Source organism: Thioclava sediminum (assembly GCF_002020355.1).
GTDB lineage: Bacteria > Pseudomonadota > Alphaproteobacteria > Rhodobacterales > Rhodobacteraceae > Thioclava > Thioclava sediminum.
Window position 1 is genome coordinate 129505 of sequence record NZ_MPZV01000004.1, and the last position, 18607, is coordinate 148111.

The following is an 18607-nucleotide window of genomic DNA, read 5'->3' on the forward strand; positions in this document are numbered from 1 at the left end:
TCTCACACCGCCTTTGCCAGTTCATGCCGCGACATCAATTCGCTGGCGAGATTCCGATAGGCCAACGCCCCGCGCGAACTGCTGTCGTAGCTGAGCACCGGCATCGCATAGGACGGCGCCTCGGAGACCCGCACGTTCCGTGGGATCATCGTCCGGAACACCAACTCGCCCAAAGTCGCGCGCGCATCCGCCTCCACCTGCTGCGAGAGATTGTTCCGCACGTCATACATCGTGAGAACGACCCCCTCGATTCGCAGGTTACGATTCGCGCTTAGGCGGATCTCCCGGATCGTCAGCATCAGCTGCGAAAGTCCTTCGAGCGCGAAGAATTCCGCCTGCAGCGGCACTAGGACCGAATGCGACGCAACCATTGCGTTGATCGTCAGAAGGCTCAACGAAGGTGGGCAGTCGATCAAGATATAGTCGAAGCCATAGCTATCAACATCTGGATGTCGTAGCGCGTCATGCAGAAGGAAGCTGCGCTTTTCGGTCGAGACAAGCTCCATATCCGCCGAAGACAGGTCCGTCGTCGCCGGGCAGAGGTAAAGACCGTCGATTTCGGTCTTGTGCAAAACCGAAGAAACCGGCGCGTCTTCGATCAGCAGATCGTAGGTCGTCAGCTCGCGATCATCGGGCTCGATACCCAGACCCGTCGACGCATTCCCCTGCGGATCGAGATCGATCAAAAGAACCTTACGCCCGGCTTCAACCAGCCCTGCAGCGAGGTTGATCGCCGTCGTCGTCTTCCCCACGCCGCCTTTCTGGTTCGCAATCGCAATGATTTTCGGTTCATTTGCGCGAATTGGATCAGACACGCTCGGCTCCGTGGATTTTCAGGACAACACTGTTTGGATCGCTGAGGCTTTCGATCGCCTCGTAGTCAAAGGACCAGCTTTCCTTCGCCTGCGCAAGTTCTTCCTGCCAGCGCGCACCTTTCGGGAAGATAGCGATGCCGGAGGGCTTCAGATGCCGCGCAGTGAATTCCAGTAGTTTCGGTAGGTTCGCGAGGGCCCGGGCCGAGACGACATCGGCCTTCAGCGGGGCGATCTCTTCGATTCGTTGCGCAAGAACGCGGATATTGAGCGACAGCTCCCGCGTGACCGTCGAGAGAAAAGCCGATTTTCGCAGATCCGATTCGACCAGAATGACTTGGCGTTCCGGTGCCTTTTCCGCCGACAGAATCGCAATCACCAAACCCGGAAAGCCGCCCCCTGCCCCGAAATCCGCCCAAATCCGCGCATCTTCGGGCGCCATCGCGAATATTTGTGCCGAATCGAGGAAGTGGCGCGACCACATATCCTCCAAGGTCGACTTCGCGACGAGGTTAATCGCAGGATTCCACTTCTTGAGCAGCGCCTCATAGGCAAACAGCTTATCCAATGTTTCACGTGAAACATCGAATCGCTCAGCGAACTCTTCAGTTTCAGGCGCCGTCATGCAGAGCGTGCCCGCTTTGATTGCCGCAGCCGCGCCAAGATCAACGTAAGTGCCGCCGGCGTCACGCCGTCGACACGTCCCGCCTGCCCCAAAGTTTTCGGCATCGCGCGCTTAAGTTTACCCTTCAACTCGTTCGAGAGCCCCTGCAGCGAATCGAAATCGAAATCTTCGGGAATCTCCCAGCCCTCATCGCGCTTAAGGGAAGCCGCGTCGACCTCCTGACGCGCAACGTAATTCGCATAGAGCGCATCGATCGACAGCTGCCGCGCGGTCTCATCGGAGAGATCCTGTAATTCCGGCAGCGCCTCTTGCAGAGCGGGCATCGTGATATCGGGGAAAGACAGCAGATCGAAAACGGTCCGCCGCGTCCCGTCCTCGTTCACCTTGAAGCCCTTCGCCTTGGCTTCCTTGGGCGTCAGCGAGATCGACTGCAGCAGATCCCGCCCTGCCGTCAGATCGGCGGATTTCTCTTCAAACAGAACCCGGCGCGCCTCGCCAACACAGCCGATCTCGATCCCCATGCCCGTGAGGCGCTGGTCGGCATTATCGGCCCGCAGCGACAGGCGGAACTCAGCCCGCGAGGTAAACATGCGGTAAGGTTCGGTTACCCCGCGCGAGGTCAGATCGTCGATCATCACGCCGATATAGCTCGACGTCCGACTGAAATGCACCGGTGCGCCCGCCTTCGCAGAGGATGCCGCGTTCAAGCCAGCGACGAGGCCCTGAGCTGCGGCCTCCTCATATCCTGTAGTCCCGTTGATCTGACCCGCAAGATATAGGCCGGGCACAGCACGCAACTGCAGCGTCGCGTCCAACGCGCGCGGATCGACATAGTCATATTCGATCGCGTAACCGGGCTGGAGGATCTTCGCCTCTTCCAACCCGAAAATCGAATGGACGTAATCTTCCTGAACATCCACGGGCAGCGAGGTGGAAATCCCGTTCGGATAGACCGTGTCGTCGTCCAGACCTTCCGGCTCGAGGAAAATCTGATGCGAGTCCTTATCCGCGAAGCGCACGACCTTGTCTTCGATCGACGGGCAATAGCGGGGCCCCACCCCGGAAATATGACCGCCATACATCGCGGAGCGGTCAAGGTTGCTCCGGATGATGTCATGCGTCCGCCCATTCGTATGGGTAATCCCGCAAGAAATCTGCCGGACCTCGGGACTCCGGTTCAGGAAGGAAAACATCACCGGATCATCATCCCCGGGCTGACTCTCCAGTTTGTCCCAGGCAATCGTCTTCCCATCCAGCCGCGGCGGCGTGCCCGTTTTAAGGCGCCCCATCGGCAGATCCATCGCGTAAAGCCGTTCTGCCAACGCCCGCGAAGGCCGATCCCCGATGCGGCCACCCGGACGCTGCTGGTCGCCGATATGGATCACGCCATTCAGGAAGGTCCCAGACGTCAGGATCGCGGACTGACAGCTCAGTGCCACGCCATCGGCCAGCACTACACCAGTGACCCGACCGCCTTCAACGCGCAGATCGGTCACCTCGCCCTCGACCACCTCAAGGTTGGGCTGCGCCGCGGTCATACGCTGGGCAGCCTCGCGGTAGAGTTTGCGATCCGCTTGAGCGCGCGGGCCTTGCACGGCGGGGCCTTTACGTCGGTTAAGAAGGCGGAACTGAATACCGGCCGCGTCGGCAAGACGGCCCATCACACCGTCCAGCGCGTCGATCTCACGGACCAGATGGCCTTTACCAAGCCCACCGATCGCCGGATTGCACGACATCACCCCGATCGCATCAGCGCGAAGCGTCACCAAAGCCACCTGCGCACCCATCCGGGCCGCCGCGTGGGCTGCCTCGGTTCCGGCGTGCCCGCCTCCGATCACGATGACGTCGTAATGTTTCACGTGAAACACTCCTTACTTTCCGATGCAGAAGCTCGAGAAAATTTCGTCCAACAGGTTCTCGACATCCACCCGACCGAGCAACGCTTCGAGCGCCCAAGCCGCCTGGCGCAGTGATTCCGCTGCCAGCTCGCTTCGGTCGGACCCGCGCAATACCTCATCTCGCGCCGATTCCAAAGCCCCGAATGCCCGCTGCATCGCAACCCTGTGCCGTTCGCGCGTCATTACGCCGGCGCCTTCGCCCAGCCCAGACAGACGTTCTTCGATCGCAGAGAGCAACTCGCCAAGCCCCTCACCCGTTTTGCCTGAGACGTTCAGCCCATCATGCGCGGCGATATCAGCTTTGCCATGCACCACCAGATCGCCCGGTTCTGGCGCGATCAGCGGGACTTCCTCGCCGTCGAGCAGGAAAACACGCAGATCGGATTGTCGCGCGCGGTCGAGCGCCCGTTCCACCCCGATCGCCTCCACGACATCGTCGGTTTCGCGAAGCCCAGCGGTATCGAGCAAGGTCACCGCCTGCCCGCCAATCTCCATCCGCACCTCGATGACGTCGCGCGTCGTGCCTGCGAATTCGGAGGTGATCGCCGCTTCACGCCCCGCGAGCGCGTTAAGCAAGGTTGATTTCCCGGCATTCGGCCGCCCGACAATCGCGACCTCGAACCCTTCGCGAATACGCTCCGCGGCACCAAGACGACGTAATTCATCACGAATTCCGGCGCTGACCGCGTCAATCAGCTCCAGTACCTCGGGCGAAACATCTACCGGAACTTCCTCATCCGCAAAGTCGATCGTGGCTTCGATCAGCGCCCCCGCCCGGATCAGCTTTGCGCGCCAATCCTCGACCAGAGCGCCAACCGCGCCCGAGAGAACCTTCAATGCCTGCTTGCGCTGCGCCTCGGTTTCCGCCTCGATCAGATCGGAAAGCCCTTCGACCTGCGCCAGATCGAGCCGTTCGTTTTCCAACGCCCGCCGGGTGAATTCACCAGGTTCTGCAAGCCGCAACCCGTCGATCTGCCCAAGCGCGCGAAGCACCGCAGAAACCGTCGCAATCGCGCCGTGGATATGCAGTTCCGCGACCTCATCGCCGGTAAAGCTGGCGCCGCGCTCGAAACACAGCACCACTGCCTCGTCGAGTTCCTCACCCGCGAGCCGCAACCGCCGCAGCCCTGCGACGCGCGGCTCCGGCAGGGTCCCTGCCAAGTTCCGCGCCGCCTGCCACGCCAGCGGTCCTGAAATACGAATGACGGCCACGCCCGCTTTTCCGCGGGCCGTGGCCAGAGCATAGATCGTGTCCATAGCAATCCTCTTCCCTGCGGAAGATAGGACGGCCTCAGCCGTTCATCGAGTCGAAGAATTCCGAGTTCGTCTTGGTCTGCTTGAGCTTCGAAATCAGGAACTCGATCGCATCGGTCGTGCCCATCGGGTTCAGGATGCGGCGCAGAAGGTAGGTTTTCTGCAGATCCTTCTGATCGACGAGCAGTTCCTCTTTCCGGGTACCGGATTTGAGGATGTCCATCGCCGGGAAGACGCGCTTGTCCGCGACCTTGCGGTCCAGCACGATTTCCGAGTTACCCGTGCCCTTGAATTCTTCGAAGATGACCTCGTCCATCCGCGAGCCGGTATCGATCAGCGCCGTCGCGATGATGGTCAGCGAGCCGCCCTCTTCGATGTTCCGCGCGGCCCCGAAGAAGCGCTTCGGACGCTGCAGCGCGTTTGCGTCGACACCACCGGTCAGCACCTTGCCCGAGCTCGGAACGACGGTGTTGAAGGCGCGGCCCAGACGGGTGATCGAGTCCAGCAAAATAACCACATCGCGCTTATGCTCGACCAGACGTTTCGCCTTCTCGATCACCATATCGGAGACCGCGACGTGACGCGTTGCCGGTTCGTCGAAAGTCGAGGACACGACCTCCCCCTTCACCGAGCGCTGCATGTCGGTCACTTCTTCCGGGCGTTCGTCGATCAGCAGCACGATCAGGTAACATTCCGGATGGTTCTGCTCGATCGAGGTCGCAATATTCTGCAGCAGCACCGTCTTACCGGTCCGCGGCGGCGCCACGATCAGCGAACGCTGACCCTTACCGATCGGCGCGACGAGGTCGATGATCCGGGCCGAGCGATCCTTGATCGTCGGATCCTCGATTTCCATCTTCAGACGCTCGTCGGGATACAGCGGCGTGAGGTTGTCGAAGGCGACCTTGTGGCGCGCTTTCTCCGGCTCTTCGAAGTTGATCCGCTCAACCTTCGTTAACGCGAAATAGCGCTCGTTCTCGCCCGGGGCGCGGATTACGCCTTCGACGGTGTCGCCGGTGCGCAGGCTGTGCTGGCGGATCATGTCGGGCGAGACGTAGATATCGTCGGGACCCGGCAGATAGTTCGCTTCGGTCGAGCGCAGGAAGCCGAAGCCGTCCTGCAGCACTTCCAGCACGCCATCGCCGCCGATGACCCAGTCATCCTCGGCATGCTCCTTCAGGATCGAGAACATCATCTCGCCCTTGCGCATGGTCGAAGCGTTTTCGATCTCCCATTCTTCGGCCAGCGCCAGAAGTTCCTTCGGGCTCTTAGCTTTCAAATCGGAGAGATTGAGGCGTTCATCGCTCATCGGATCACCTGCAGCTGGCGCCTCATCTCAACGATGGACGCATAAATTCGTCATGTAACAGAAAAACCGGTCGACCAGGACGGCCGTGGCTTAGCGACGCAGATAAGCGCAAAGCGTCGCTGAGTCAACGAAAGTCAGAATTTCACGATCACCGAGGCGACGATAACGATCATGAAGATCGTCGGGATCTCGTTCATCATCCGGTAGTAGCGCCCGCTGCGGTTCGCCCTGCCCTCTGCGAGCGCCTTGCGTTCCTTCGCGCACCACATGTGGAACCAGGTCATACCGAGAACGGCTGCGGCTTTGGTCCACGGCCAGATGCTCGACCAATCGACGATCCCCGGCGTGAAGACCAGCATCAGGCCGAAGAGCCAGCTCGCAATCATTCCCGGATTCATAATGGCCTTGAGGAGAAGCCGTTCCTGATGCCGGAACAGGAGTTCCTGATCGCTATCGCGCTCCATGCCCGCCTTGTTCAGCCCCTCGACGTGGTAAACGTAAAGTCGCGGCAAATAAAACAGGGCCGCCATCCAGGTGATGATCGCCATCACATGCAGTGCTTTGATCCACAAATACCAAGTGCTCAGGAAATCGGTCATCTCGCCTCCGGCTGACAGCTGCCATCATCTTCAAAAAAGATTCTTTAAAGAAAAAGATGATGATGATGTAGGGCCTGTTGATGATGTGGATTAACACTTTATCAAGACTTTCTCCACAGGCGGAAAACATCAGGCGAGCACTAATCTTTTACTCGGCTCACGTTTCGTAAAATATTGATATCGCGTGATTCTTTTTCAGAGAGTCACAACGTCAACCTGTGGATAACTCTTGGGAGAAAATTGTGAAATCCCCGGCATGTCCCCAACGACTCGAATCCGAATTCCACAGGTGGACAAGTTTCGGAAATCTGCCATGAAACATGCCGATCCGGTGGAGTAATCCGCCGATCCGCGTTATGCCCAATTTGACCCCGAGACTTCTGCGCCCGCTTATCCACAAGTTCATGAACATCCTCCTCGCCTCCGCCTCAGAAATCCGCGCGCAGCTTCTGCGCAACGCCGGCCTGTCCGTGACCGTGCAGCCCGCACGCATCGATGAAGACATGATCCGCCGGAGTTTGGAGGCCGAAGAGGCGAAGCCGCGCGATGTGGCGGACCTCCTTGCCGAGATGAAGGCCGCGAAGCTCTCGGCGCGCCACCCCGGGGAGCTGGTGATCGGCGCGGATCAGGTTCTCGAACTCAAAGGCGCGGTTTTGTCGAAACCGGAGACGCCGGAAGATGCGAAATCGCAGCTGCGCGCCCTCTCCGGCCAGACCCACAAACTTCTTTCCGCGATGGTCGCGATCCGGGATGGCGAGCCGCTGTGGCGGCATGTCGGCGAAGTACGCCTGACGATGCACCCGCTGTCGGAGCCGTTCATCGACGATTACGTCGCCCGCAACTGGGACAGCATCCGCTGGTCGGTTGGCAGCTACAAACTCGAGGAAGAAGGCGTGCGTCTTTTCTCCCGCGTCCAAGGCGACTATTTTGCCGTACTCGGCCTTCCCCTGATCGAATTCCTTAACTGGCTTCACGCCCGAGGAGATTTCACAACATGACGGATCATCCGCGCATTCCCCTCGCTGGCGTCATCGGGTCGCCGGTCGCGCATTCGCGCTCGCCGCTCCTGTTTCGGACGTGGTTCGCCGAATACGGGATCGACGGGTTCTACATTCCGATGGATGTGGCGCGCGATGACCTGGAAACCGTGCTGCGGAGCCTGCCGAAAGCGGGGTTTGTCGGCACCAATGTCACCATCCCGCACAAGATCCGTGCGCTTGAGATTGCCGATGTCATTTCCGATCGTGCGGCTCTGATCGGGGCGGCGAACACTTTGGTCTTCCGGCCTGACGGAAAAATTTACGCTGATAATACAGACGGTTACGGGTTTATCGCTAATCTTCGGCAGAATGCGCCGAACTGGGATCCCAAGTCCGGTCCGGCCGCAGTTCTGGGCGCTGGCGGGGCTGCGCGCGCCATCGTCGCCTCGCTTCTGGAAAGCGGTGCGCCGGAGATTCGTATCTCAAACCGCACCCGGGCCCGCGCAGACGCGCTGCGTCAGGAATTCGGCGCGCGTCTCGTCGTTTACGATTGGGTGCAGGCGGGCAATATGCTCGAAGATGCCGCGACCGTCGTGAACACGACCTCGCTCGGCATGGTCGGGAAATCCGAATTCCGCGTTCCGCTCGATGCGTTGCGGCCAAGCGCGACCTGTTGCGATCTCGTCTACACACCTCTTAAGACGAAATTCCTCGCCGAGGCTGAAGATGTGGGATGCACCGTGGTCGACGGGCTCGGCATGCTTCTGCATCAAGCCGTTCCCGGGTTTGAGCGCTGGTTCGGCCAGCGCCCGGAAGTGACCGAAACTGTCCGCAACGCGGTGCTCGGGGCATGAGCAATCCTTTCCTGCTCGGGCTGACCGGCTCCATCGGGATGGGAAAATCCACGACGGCAGCGATGTTCGCCGAGGCGGGAATTCCCGTGTGGGATGCCGATCGGACGGTGCACGATCTCTACGCGAAGGGTGGCGAGGCCGTTGCGCCGATTGCCGCGGCCTTCCCGTCTGCGGTCAAGGATGGAGCGGTGGACAGGGCCGAGCTGAAAAAGCTGCTCGCCAGCGATAAAAAGGCTCTAACCCGCCTTGAATCGATCGTTCATCCGCTCACCACGGCCTCGCGGAGCGACTTCATCGCCGCGCATCCGGAGGCGGATCTGATCCTTCTCGACATTCCGCTTTTGTTCGAGACCGGGGCCGACGCTGCCTGCGATGAAACGCTCGTGGTCACCGCCCCGCCTGAGGTTCAGCGCGCGCGTGTTCTCGAGCGGCCTGACATGACCGAGGCGCAGCTTGATTTCATTCTGTCGCGCCAGATGCCGGATGCCGAAAAACGACGTCGCGCAACCTTCGTGATCGAAACCCTCGATCTTGAGCAGACCCGCCAAGATGTGCGAAACCTGATTGCGAAGATCAGGGGTGAGCAAGATGCGTGAAATCGTTCTCGATACCGAAACCACGGGCTTCGAGCCGGGAGAAGGCGACCGGATCGTCGAGATCGGTGCGGTTGAGCTCTTCAACCACATGCCGACCGGTAACACCTATCACCAGTACATTAACCCTGAGCGGTCGATGCCCCAGGAAGCTTTTCAGGTGCACGGGCTGGGCGATGAATTCCTGTCGGACAAACCCAAATTCGCCCAGATTGGCCTCGATTTTCTGAATTTCATCGGCACGGACTCGGTCCTCGTGATCCACAATGCCAAGTTCGACATGAAATTCCTGAATGCCGAGCTTGGCTGGGCCGGATTGCCGCTGATCCCGGATGATCGCGCGCTCGATACGCTGGCAATGGCGCGGCGGAGATTCCCGGGCTCGCCCGCGACGCTCGATGCACTGTGCCGCCGCTTCAGCATCGACAACTCATCGCGGACGCTGCATGGCGCGTTGCTCGATAGTGAAATTCTGGCCGAGGTTTATCTCGAGTTGATCGGTGGCCGGCAGCCGGGCTTCGGGCTGCAACCCGTTGAAACGGGACAGAAACGTCAGGCCGGAGCCAATCAAGACTGGCGTCCAAAGCCTCGCCCTGAGCCCCTGCCCCCGCGCTTGACTGCCGAGGAGGCCGAGGCGCATGCTGCCTTCGTAGCCCAGCTCGGCGAAGCCGCGATCTGGAACCGCTACGACTGAAAACGTCGGGTTTTCTGACATAATAAGCAAGTTTTCCATTTAACCGAGCGTCAACCTCCCTTAAATCGGGGGCTTCTTAGGGAGAGAGCGGGAGGACCGTCCATGCTGGACCTGACCGAAATGCGTGCCACGCTGGCCGAGACTTACGATCTTGCGCCATCCATTGAGTTGGCAGAAGAAATGCGGGACATCCACGCAAAGATGGATCGCGTTATTCCCTTGCCGGATTTCGCGCGCTACGCGCCCTACATCCGCGCGATTAATCGTCTGAAAAAAGAGAAAAACGCGGTAATTCTCGCGCATAACTACATGACGCCGGAAATCTACCACGGCGTGGCAGATGTTGTGGGTGACAGTCTTCAGCTCGCCATTGAGGCCACGAAGGTTCAGGCCGGGACGATCGTCCAATGCGGCGTGCATTTCATGGCCGAGACGTCGAAGATCCTGAACCCTGCCAAGACTGTTCTCATCCCTGACATGAAGGCCGGTTGTTCGCTGGCGGAGTCGATCACCGCCGACGGTATCGCGGAGATGCGCGCCAAATATCCCGGTGCGCCCGTGGTAAGCTACGTTAACACGACTGCCGAGGTGAAAGCGGCGTCCGATATCTGCTGCACCTCGTCCAATGCTGCGCAGATCGTGCGCGCGATGGAGAGCGACACGGTCATCATGACCCCGGACCAGTATCTCGCGCAGAACGTGGCGAACGAGGTCCCCGAGAAGAATGTCGTCTGGTGGGAGGGCTCGTGCATCGTTCACGAGCAGTATACTGCCAAGGATATCAATGACTTCCGATCGATGCATCCGAATACACGGATCATCGCGCACCCCGAATGCCCGCCCGATGTCGTCGCGGCGTCGGATTTCTCGGGCTCGACCTCGGGCATCATCAACTACGTCGAAACCAACAAGCCGAAAGAGGCGATGTTGGTCACCGAATGCTCGATGGCGTCGAACATCGCCGATGCGTTGCCGGAAGTAGATTTTGTGGGTCCGTGCAATATGTGCCCCTACATGAAGAAGATCACGCTCGAAAAAATCCTGTGGTCGCTGCATACCGGGACCGAGGAAGTGATCGTCGATCCGCAGGTCGCCGAAAAGGCGCGCGTCGCGGTTGAGCGGATGATCGAGCTGTCCCGGACCCTCGCGAAGTGATCGAAACGCGACGGATCATCATCGTCGGCGCAGGTCTGGGGGCGCTTTATGCGGCGCTCAGCCTCGCGCCCCGCCCCGTTCTCATCATCTCGCCGGAAACTCTGGGCGAAGGCGCATCTTCGGCTTGGGCCCAGGGCGGCGTCGCGGCAGCGATGTCGGTTGGCGATACGCCCGCCTCTCATGCGCGCGACACGATGATCGCCGGCGCAGGCACTGTTTCACCGCAAATCGCGCATTTGGTGACTGAAGAAGCGCGTCAGCACATCCTTGCATTAACCGAACTCGGCACGCCTTTCGATCGCGATCCGGAGGGTGATTACGTGATGTCGCGCGAGGCGGCGCATAGCCACGCGCGGGTCGTTCGGGTGAAGGGCGATCAGGCAGGGCGCGAGATCATGCAAACCCTCGTGGCCGCGGTCCGTCAGACCCCGTCGGTTCAGGTTCTGGAGGGCGTTTTGGCGACGCATCTGGAGACGGAGGACGGGCGCGTCACCGGAGTGTGGATCGAGCGCGCGTTTGAGCCCTCGGGGCCGGTGCTGATCAAAAGCCCGGCGATCCTGCTGGCGGGCGGCGGGTCGGGCGGGCTGTTTGCCGTCACGACGAACCCGCCGCGAATTCGTGGGCAGGTGATCGGGATGGCGGCGCGCGCCGGGGCGCGGATCGCCGATCCGGAATTCGTGCAGTTCCATCCGACCGCGATCGCGAGTGGCGAAGACCCTGCCCCGCTTGCGACCGAGGCGCTGCGCGGTGAAGGCGCAACACTCGTTAACGCGGATGGCGAACACTTCATGCTTTCGGTTCATCCCGATGCCGAGCTTGCGCCGCGCGATATCGTGGCCCGGGCTGTGTATCTGGAACGCAAAGCCGGGCGCGAGCCCGCTCTGGATACGCGCGAAGCCCTTGGAGCCGAGGTTCTGACGCGCTTTCCGGCTGTGGCCGAAGCTTGCGAAAGGGCTGGAATAGACCCTGTTTCCGGCGTGATCCCCGTCGCACCCGCCGCGCATTATCACATGGGCGGGATCGATACCGATACCGAGGGACGCAGTTCGCTCGATCGGCTTTGGGTCTGTGGCGAGGCGTCGTCGACCGGGCTTCACGGGGCGAACCGTCTGGCGTCGAACGGATTGCTGGAGGCCCTAGTCTTCGCGCGGATATGCGCTGTCGGGATCGCCGCGGAGCTTGGGGAGATCCCCGACGTCGGAATGGTTAATCCCGATTTTCCGCAAGGCGATGTCCCGGTGAATGAGCCAGCCGTACAGGTCTTGCGAAAAGCCATGACCGACGGCGTCGGTGTCGTGCGCGATGCGGACGGTTTGAAAGCTGCGCTTCGGGTCATTGCGAAGATCGAGGCGGAGGCTCGCACGGAAACGATGCGGAACATGACCGCCACGGCCACGTTGATTGCTGCGGCGGCGCTTGCGCGCGAGGAAAGCCGCGGGGGGCATTTCCGCTCGGATTTCCCGGAGATGAACCCGAAACTCGCGGAAAGAACGAAAATTACGCTGGAGGAGGCGCTGAACATCCGCGCCGCTGCCTTGGAGGACTGACATGCTGCCCGATTTGCTGATCGAACCGATTGTCCGCGCCGCGCTGGTCGAAGACCTTTCGCCCATGGGCGACGCGACGACCAATGCGGTGATCCCGGCGGGCAAAACCTATTCCGCGCGGCTGAAAGCGCGCGAAAATGGCGTGGTTTCGGGGATGCAGGTCGCGGCGATGGCGTTTCGGCTGGTCGATCCCACGCTGCGCGTGTCGATCCTGATCTCTGACGGCAACCCCTGCCAAGCGGGTGAGACTTTGCTGACGGTCGACGGATCGGCGGCCTCGATCCTGATGGGGGAGCGTGTGGCGCTGAATTTCGCGGGCCGTCTGAGCGGGATCGCCACGAAAACCGCAGGCTTTGTCGCGAAAACCGCAGGCACCAAGGCGCGTATCACCTGCACGCGGAAAACGACGCCGGGGCTGCGCGTTCTGGAGAAGGCCGCAGTGACCCATGGTGGCGGTTTTAACCATCGTTACGGTCTGTCCGACGCGATCCTGATCAAGGATAACCATATCGCGGCGGCTGGTGGCGTCCGTGCGGTGCTCGAAGCGGCGAAAGCGGCGCGCAGCCACATGATGCGGATCGAGCTGGAAGTCGACACGCTGCGCCAGATGGAAGAAGCGCTGAAGATCGGCGGGGCCGATGTCATCCTGCTCGACAATATGGACAGCGCGGAACTGCGTGCGGCGGTGGCGCTGAATGCGGGCCGCGTGGTGCTGGAAGCCTCGGGGAACATGACGCTCGAGCGGATTGCCGAAGTGGCGGCGACCGGTGTGGATTATATCTCTTCCGGCGCGCTCACCCATTCGGTCCGGACGCTCGATCTGGGCCTCGATTTCTGAAAATTCAGCCGAGATAGTCTCTGAATTCGGCGCGCACGGCCTCATAGACCGAGCGTTTGAAGGGCACGATATTCTCGACCAGCTCGTCGAAGGGCATCCATTGCCAAACCGAAAATTCGGGATGGTCAGTCTCGATCTGCACCTGATCGTCGGAACCGAGGAAGCGCATCAGAAACCATTTCTGCTCCTGCCCGCGCCAGCGGCCGTTCCAGATTTTCGGCACGAGATCATGCGGCAGGTCGTAGCGCACCCAATCGGAGGTTTTCGCGACGATTTCGACGAGATCGGGGTTCACCCCGGTCTCTTCTTCCAGCTCGCGTAGGGCTGCTTCTTTCGGTTTCTCGCCTTTGTCGATCCCGCCTTGCGGCATCTGCCAAGCCGGGCCGGGATTGTCGATGCGCTGGCCTGCGAACACGAGGCCAGCGGGGTTCATCAGCACGACGCCGACATTGCGGCGGTAAGGAAGTTTAACGATCTCTTCGGGGGTCATATGAAAAAGGGGCCCGAAGGCCCCTTCCCTCAATTCTGCTGCGTGTCGGATTTGCCATCGGCGCTCGGCGCTTCGGCCTTCTGCGTCGAGGCGGTGTCAGCCTTCGTCTCGGGGGCAATGGCCGAGAGGCCTTTGATCAGGTCGATCGCGTAGGACATCTGGAAATCTTCCATCCGGCGCTTCGCAGCCTCTTCGGCTTTCGCGCGCTCGTCCTCGGCCTGCTGCTTTTCGTCCTCGGTCATCGAGTCGTTGGTGATCGCACCCTTCAGATCGGCCTCGGAGGTCATCTTGCGGGCGTTGTCGCCTTCGGCGGCCGCTTTATCCTCGGATTTCGGCTGATCGGGCTGCGGCACGACCACATCGGGGGCGATACCCAGCGACTGGATCGAACGGCCCGACGGCGTGTAGTAACGCGCGGTGGTCAGACGCATCGCGCCTTCGCCCTGGATCGGCATGACCGTCTGGACCGAGCCTTTGCCGAAGCTCTTGGTGCCGACGACGATCGCGCGGTGATGATCCTGCAGCGCACCGGTCACGATTTCCGACGCCGAGGCCGAGCCACCGTTGATCAGCACGACGATCGGCTTGCCGTCCGCCATGTCGCCCGCGGTCGCGTTGAACCGCTCGCTATCCTGCGGATTCCGGCCACGGGTCGAGACGATCTCGCCCTTGTCGAGGAACGCATCCGCCGTCTTGATCGCCTGCGTCAGCAGACCGCCGGGGTTGTTGCGCAGATCGACGATGAAGCCATCGACCTTGTCCATGCCGCCGACTTCCTTGACCTGCTCCTTGATCGAGGATTCGAGGTTCGGGAAGGTCTGGTCGTTGAACGTGGTGATGCGCAGAATGACGGTATCGCCGTCGTGGCGGCCTTTCACGGCGGTCAGCTTGATCGTGTCGCGGGTCAGCGTGACGTCGAACGGATCCTGCTCGCCTTCGCGGACGATGGTCACGGTGATGTCCGAACCGACCGGCCCGCGCATCTTGTCCACCGCCTGATCGAGCGGGATCCCCATCAGGGACTCGCCATCGACCGCGGTGATGAAATCGCCGGACTTGATGCCAGCCTCGGCTGCGGGCGTGCCGTCCATCGGCGAAACCACCTTCACGAAGCCGTCTTCCTGCGTGACCTCGATGCCGAGGCCGCCGAAGGAGCCGCGCGTCTGAACGCGCATATCGCTGTAATCGGAGGGCGGCAGGTAGCTGGAATGCGGATCGAGCGAGCTGAGCATGCCGTTGATCGCGGCTTCGATCAGCTTCTTGCTGTCCACCGGCTCAACGTAGTCTTGGCGGATTTTTTCGAAAATGTCGCCGAACAGGTCCAGCTGCTGGTAGACGGTCTCGTTGCGTTTCGTTTCTTCGGCCATCAGCGGCGCCGCGACTTGCGTGGACAAAAGCGCCCCCGCGAGCGTGCCGCCAACCGCTGCCATCATGAACTTTTTCATACTCAACCCTTGTCGTCTTTTGTCTGGATGAACCACGGCGTCGGGTCCACGGGCTTACCGCCCTCTCTCAGTTCCAAATAAAGCGTCTCGCTGCGATCTGCACCAGCGCCATCTGCCGCCGCCTGCACGAATTCCTTGCCGAATTCCTTCGCTCCCGGCTGAATTCCGCCCATCAAACCGATGGGCGTGCCCTTTGGCAGCACGTCTCCGACCTCACCATAGACGGTTCCGAGGCCCGCAAGAACCAGAAGATATCCATCTGCGGGTTCGAGGACCATCACATTTCCGTAGTCGAGCAACGGACCACGGTAGCGAATTGTCGCAGCCCAGGGCGTTGTGACCAGCGAGCCCGGCTCACTTGCGATCACGAGGCCGGGACGTTTGATCCCCGCGGCATCGGGCTCGTTGAAGCTCCGCAGAACCGAGCCGATCACCGGCAGATTCAGCGTGCCTTTCGCGCCCGCAAAATCGCCGCGCGGCGGGCCGATATCGTTTTCCATATCGCTCAGGCCCGTCGCGAAGCCTTCGAGCGTATCGGCGCTTTGCACCAGCGCGGTCAGCTCCTCGGGCTCTTCGAGATAGCGTTGCGGGAGTTTCTCGCGGCGCTCGGAGATCGCCTCGGACAGCGCGGTGCGGGCCTTGGTCACCGAAACCATCCCCGCTTCCAGCGTTTCGCGCGCGTTTTCCTGCAGTTTGCGCAGGGTCGCGATCTCCTCGAGGTGGACGCTCAGCTTCTGCGCCTCTTCCTGCAAGGCCGGCGCGACCGAAGACAGCACCATTCCCGAACGAGCCGAGCCTTCGGGCCCCGAGGGATGCAACAGTAAAAGCGGCCCGTCGGATTGCTGCATCGTCGACATCACGGCCAGCAGCCCGCCAAGCTCCTCGCGTTTCGCGTCGAACCCTTGCTTGATCTCGCGCTCGCGGATCGCGGCCCGGCGCAGCCCGTCGCGTAGCGCGCTCAGCCCTTGCTCATAGGCGTGGATCGTTTTCGTCAGCGCAGCGATGCGATCCGATTTCGACTGCGCCGCATCGAGCGCAGTGATCGCTTTGCGCAGATCGGCCGAGGCCTTGAGTGCGGCGTCGCCCGATCCTTCCGCCCAAAGCGGCCCGGCCGAGATCAGAAGAGCTGCGAGTGCGGCGCGGATCACGATACGATCAGGCTCTTTCCGGTCATTTCCTCGGGCTGCTCGATCTGCATCAGCTCCAGCAGCGTCGGCGCGAGATCCGCAAGCCGACCTTCGCGCAGCTTGGCGCCCTCCGGCCCGCCGACCAGAGAGACGGGCACGAGGTTCGTGGTATGCGCGGTATGCGGTCCGCCGGTTTCGGGGTCGATCATGGTTTCGCAATTGCCGTGATCGGCGGTGATGATCATCGCGCCGCCCGCAGCTTCCAGCGCCTCGACGACGCGGCCGATATCATGGTCGATCTCTTCCACCGCCGCGATCGCGGCTTCCAGCGAGCCGGTATGGCCGACCATGTCGGGGTTGGCGTAGTTCACGATGATCAGGTCGTACCCGGTCTCGATCGCCTCGACGAATTTGTCGGTGACTTCCGGCGCACTCATCTCGGGCTGCAGGTCGTAGGTCGCGACCTTGGGCGATTTCGGCATGTAGCGGTCTTCGCCTTCCCACGGCTCTTCCTTGCCGCCGTTGAGGAAGAAGGTCACATGCGGGTATTTCTCGGTCTCGGCGAGGTGAAACTGGCTAAGCCCTTGTTTCGAAATCCATTCGCCGAGCGTGTTGACGATCTCGCGCTTCGGATAGGCGGTCTTCATATAGGCGTTATGCTTGTCGGAATACTCGACCATCCCCAGCAGCGCCGCCCATTTCGGACGGGTCCCGGTTTCGAATTCCGAGAAGTCCGGCTCGCCGATCGCGCGCAGGATTTCACGAGCTCGGTCGGCGCGGAAATTGAGACAGAAGAACCCGTCGCCATCCTTTGCGCCGTCGTAATCGCCGATCACGGTGGGCTTGATGAACTCGTCCATTTCTTTCTTGTCGTAGCTGGCCTCTACGGCCGCGACAGGGGTGTCGGCTCCCTGCCCTTTGCCGTTGATCATCGCATCATAGGCAAGGCCCACGCGCTCCCAACGGTTGTCGCGGTCCATCGCGTAATAGCGGCCATCTACCGTGACGACCGTGCAGCCTTCGGGCAGCCGGTCGCAAAGATCGGAGACGAAGGACTTCGCGCTATCGGGTGCCACATCGCGTCCGTCGGTGATCGCGTGGATCAGCACTGGAACGCCCGCCTCCGAGACCATCTTCGCCGCGGCGAGCGTATGTTCGATATGGCCGTGCACGCCACCGTCCGAGATGACGCCCATCAGATGCGCGCGCCCGCCGCTCTCTTTCATCGTGTCGATGAAGGACAGGATCGCCTCGTTCTTGAAGAAAGAACCGTCCTCGATCGCCAGATCGATCTGGCCCAGATCCATCGCCACCACCCGGCCTGCGCCGATATTGGTGTGACCGACCTCGGAATTGCCCATCTGACCGCTCGGTAGCCCGACATCGGGGCCGAAGGTCACCAGCGTCGATTTCGCCGGGTTGTTCCACAGAACGCGGTCGAGGTTCGGGGTATCGGCCAGCAGGGGCGCGTTGCCTTCGCGCTCCTTTCGCTCGCCAAAGCCATCGAGAATGCACAGGACGACGGGTTTCGGACGGGTCATGGCGGCCTCCTAATCTGTTGCCCCCTCATACGCCTCGCAAGCCTTGGCGGCAACCGGGGGCGTGTGCGCCTTAGGCCTGGAACATGATCCGCCGGGCTTTCTTCTCATAGCTGAGTATTTCGGTCTGTCGCGTGGCCGCGATCAGCGACGAAAGCGCCGCGTCGGGCTTTTGTATGTAGCGTCGACGCAGGTCCAGCACGACCGCGCCGCCATCCCGGATTACCCGCATCATAAGGTCGAGATAGTCGCCGATCGGGTAATGGAAACCGCAGGAAATCAGGCTGGTGACGAGATCGCCCGTGACCCCCTCCAAAGCATCAGGCTGCTTGACCGGGTTGAGCGTCTCGACCGCATGGGCGCCATTGTCGCGTAGAAACGCCGCCGCGGCGTCGAGCGAGGCATAGCCCGCACCGGTATCGCTCCAGAAATGGTATTGCTCCGGGGTTTCCTCGATATCGATCAAGGTCACGGCGCAATCGTAATCCTTGATCAGCAGCGCGTCGTTGAGACCCTGTCCGCAGCCGATGTCGATCACATGGGTCGGGCGGCGACCGGTTTCCTCGAGCGCCTTGCGCAGCGGGAGATACTCGGTGAAGACCTCGGCGAGCGCCCCCCGGAAAATCTCCTCGTTGCGGGCCTCGACTTCTTCCAGCGCGGGCCCCCTGTCGCCGGCTTCCCAGGCCTTGCGCGCGGTGCCGGAAATCTGGCGCGTTCGCTGGAAGCCCATCAGCATCATCGCCTCGCGCGAAATGGACGCGCCGGAAATATTCATGTCGCGAAGTGTATTCATGGAGCCTGACCTGCTGGGCATTGTTTTCGAGCGCAGCGTAACGTCGCGGAGACGCT

The 18607-nt window shown here is 61.3% G+C and carries 18 protein-coding genes; 7 read left to right on the plus strand and 11 right to left on the minus strand.

Annotated elements, in window-relative coordinates:
* Window positions 1-2: 2 nt before the first annotated feature.
* The 6 genes from BMI91_RS15925 to BMI91_RS15950 form a co-directional block, all read right to left on the minus strand.
* Window positions 3-815, minus strand: coding sequence for a ParA family protein (locus tag BMI91_RS15925; protein WP_078522668.1), 813 nt, complete (start codon window positions 813-815; stop codon window positions 3-5).
* On the minus strand, window positions 808-1437 hold the full coding sequence (rsmG, locus tag BMI91_RS15930) for a 16S rRNA (guanine(527)-N(7))-methyltransferase RsmG (RefSeq protein WP_078605865.1): 630 nt from the start codon (window positions 1435-1437) through the stop codon (window positions 808-810). The genes BMI91_RS15925 and rsmG overlap by 8 nt, the downstream gene beginning before the upstream one ends.
* Entirely contained in the window at window positions 1434-3296 is a 1863-nt protein-coding gene (gene mnmG / locus BMI91_RS15935) for a tRNA uridine-5-carboxymethylaminomethyl(34) synthesis enzyme MnmG (protein ID WP_078606073.1), read from the minus strand. The genes rsmG and mnmG overlap by 4 nt, the downstream gene beginning before the upstream one ends.
* Before the next feature lie 12 nt (window positions 3297-3308).
* Window positions 3309-4592 (minus strand): tRNA uridine-5-carboxymethylaminomethyl(34) synthesis GTPase MnmE, encoded by a 1284-nt coding sequence (gene mnmE / locus BMI91_RS15940; protein ID WP_078605866.1) that lies wholly within the window; start codon window positions 4590-4592, stop codon window positions 3309-3311.
* A 34-nt stretch (window positions 4593-4626) separates the two neighbouring features.
* On the minus strand, window positions 4627-5898 hold the full coding sequence (gene rho, locus BMI91_RS15945; RefSeq protein ID WP_078522665.1) for a transcription termination factor Rho: 1272 nt from the start codon (window positions 5896-5898) through the stop codon (window positions 4627-4629).
* A gap of 134 nt (window positions 5899-6032) precedes the next feature.
* Window positions 6033-6497, minus strand: a complete 465-nt coding sequence (locus BMI91_RS15950) for a CopD family protein (protein ID WP_078541497.1) — start codon at window positions 6495-6497, stop codon at window positions 6033-6035.
* Between the two features lie 356 nt (window positions 6498-6853).
* Here BMI91_RS15950 and BMI91_RS15955 point away from each other — a divergent pair, with 356 nt between their 5' ends.
* The 7 genes from BMI91_RS15955 to nadC all read left to right on the plus strand — a co-directional run bounded on the left by BMI91_RS15955 (window position 6854) and on the right by nadC (window position 13158).
* The gene (locus tag BMI91_RS15955) at window positions 6854-7495 is read left to right on the plus strand and encodes a Maf family protein (protein ID WP_244176663.1); all 642 of its coding nucleotides are present in this window, start codon (window positions 6854-6856) and stop codon (window positions 7493-7495) included.
* Complete coding sequence (locus BMI91_RS15960) at window positions 7492-8331, plus strand: shikimate dehydrogenase (protein ID WP_078541499.1); 840 nt, start codon at window positions 7492-7494, stop codon at window positions 8329-8331. Before BMI91_RS15955 ends, BMI91_RS15960 begins: the two co-directional genes overlap by 4 nt.
* Window positions 8328-8927, plus strand: a complete 600-nt coding sequence (gene coaE, locus BMI91_RS15965) for a dephospho-CoA kinase (protein ID WP_078605867.1) — start codon at window positions 8328-8330, stop codon at window positions 8925-8927. The genes BMI91_RS15960 and coaE overlap by 4 nt, the downstream gene beginning before the upstream one ends.
* Window positions 8920-9618: a DNA polymerase III subunit epsilon gene (gene dnaQ, locus BMI91_RS15970; RefSeq protein ID WP_078605868.1), complete on the plus strand. Its 699-nt coding sequence runs from the start codon at window positions 8920-8922 to the stop codon at window positions 9616-9618. The genes coaE and dnaQ overlap by 8 nt, the downstream gene beginning before the upstream one ends.
* A gap of 102 nt (window positions 9619-9720) precedes the next feature.
* Entirely contained in the window at window positions 9721-10773 is a 1053-nt protein-coding gene (gene nadA, locus BMI91_RS15975) for a quinolinate synthase NadA (protein WP_078570612.1), read from the plus strand.
* Window positions 10770-12320 (plus strand): L-aspartate oxidase, encoded by a 1551-nt coding sequence (locus BMI91_RS15980; RefSeq protein WP_078605869.1) that lies wholly within the window; start codon window positions 10770-10772, stop codon window positions 12318-12320. Before nadA ends, BMI91_RS15980 begins: the two co-directional genes overlap by 4 nt.
* A 1-nt stretch (window position 12321) precedes the next feature.
* Window positions 12322-13158: a carboxylating nicotinate-nucleotide diphosphorylase gene (gene nadC, locus BMI91_RS15985; RefSeq protein ID WP_078605870.1), complete on the plus strand. Its 837-nt coding sequence runs from the start codon at window positions 12322-12324 to the stop codon at window positions 13156-13158.
* Between the two features lie 4 nt (window positions 13159-13162).
* Here nadC and BMI91_RS15990 read toward each other — a convergent pair whose 3' ends face one another.
* From BMI91_RS15990 to BMI91_RS16010, 5 genes are all read right to left on the minus strand, one after another.
* On the minus strand, window positions 13163-13648 hold the full coding sequence (locus tag BMI91_RS15990) for an RNA pyrophosphohydrolase (RefSeq protein ID WP_078605871.1): 486 nt from the start codon (window positions 13646-13648) through the stop codon (window positions 13163-13165).
* A 29-nt stretch (window positions 13649-13677) separates the two neighbouring features.
* Entirely contained in the window at window positions 13678-15093 is a 1416-nt protein-coding gene (locus tag BMI91_RS15995; protein WP_078605872.1) for a S41 family peptidase, read from the minus strand.
* A gap of 2 nt (window positions 15094-15095) precedes the next feature.
* Window positions 15096-16241, minus strand: a complete 1146-nt coding sequence (locus BMI91_RS16000; protein ID WP_078605873.1) for a murein hydrolase activator EnvC family protein — start codon at window positions 16239-16241, stop codon at window positions 15096-15098.
* A complete protein-coding gene (gene gpmI / locus BMI91_RS16005; protein WP_078551013.1) occupies window positions 16238-17761 on the minus strand; it encodes a 2,3-bisphosphoglycerate-independent phosphoglycerate mutase in 1524 nt (507 codons plus the stop codon). The genes BMI91_RS16000 and gpmI overlap by 4 nt, the downstream gene beginning before the upstream one ends.
* A 70-nt stretch (window positions 17762-17831) precedes the next feature.
* Window positions 17832-18551: a class I SAM-dependent methyltransferase gene (locus BMI91_RS16010; protein ID WP_078605874.1), complete on the minus strand. Its 720-nt coding sequence runs from the start codon at window positions 18549-18551 to the stop codon at window positions 17832-17834.
* Window positions 18552-18607: the final 56 nt, after the last annotated feature.

Excerpts from the sequence above, each read along its gene's own strand:
- gpmI (WP_078551013.1), bottom strand. The coding sequence starts at position 17,761 with ATGACCCGTCCGAAACCCGTCGTCCTGTGCATTCTCGATGGCTTTGGC.
- coaE (WP_078605867.1), top strand. The coding sequence starts at position 8,328 with ATGAGCAATCCTTTCCTGCTCGGGCTGACCGGCTCCATCGGGATGGGA.
- dnaQ (WP_078605868.1), top strand. The coding sequence starts at position 8,920 with ATGCGTGAAATCGTTCTCGATACCGAAACCACGGGCTTCGAGCCGGGA.
- rho (WP_078522665.1), bottom strand. The coding sequence starts at position 5,898 with ATGAGCGATGAACGCCTCAATCTCTCCGATTTGAAAGCTAAGAGCCCG.
- BMI91_RS15960 (WP_078541499.1), top strand. The coding sequence starts at position 7,492 with ATGACGGATCATCCGCGCATTCCCCTCGCTGGCGTCATCGGGTCGCCG.
- BMI91_RS15990 (WP_078605871.1), bottom strand. The coding sequence starts at position 13,648 with ATGACCCCCGAAGAGATCGTTAAACTTCCTTACCGCCGCAATGTCGGC.
- nadC (WP_078605870.1), top strand. The coding sequence starts at position 12,322 with ATGCTGCCCGATTTGCTGATCGAACCGATTGTCCGCGCCGCGCTGGTC.
- BMI91_RS15995 (WP_078605872.1), bottom strand. The coding sequence starts at position 15,093 with ATGAAAAAGTTCATGATGGCAGCGGTTGGCGGCACGCTCGCGGGGGCG.
- BMI91_RS15950 (WP_078541497.1), bottom strand. The coding sequence starts at position 6,497 with ATGACCGATTTCCTGAGCACTTGGTATTTGTGGATCAAAGCACTGCAT.
- rsmG (WP_078605865.1), bottom strand. The coding sequence starts at position 1,437 with ATGACGGCGCCTGAAACTGAAGAGTTCGCTGAGCGATTCGATGTTTCA.
- mnmE (WP_078605866.1), bottom strand. The coding sequence starts at position 4,592 with ATGGACACGATCTATGCTCTGGCCACGGCCCGCGGAAAAGCGGGCGTG.
- BMI91_RS15955 (WP_244176663.1), top strand. The coding sequence starts at position 6,854 with ATGCCCAATTTGACCCCGAGACTTCTGCGCCCGCTTATCCACAAGTTC.
- nadA (WP_078570612.1), top strand. The coding sequence starts at position 9,721 with ATGCTGGACCTGACCGAAATGCGTGCCACGCTGGCCGAGACTTACGAT.
- BMI91_RS16010 (WP_078605874.1), bottom strand. The coding sequence starts at position 18,551 with ATGAATACACTTCGCGACATGAATATTTCCGGCGCGTCCATTTCGCGC.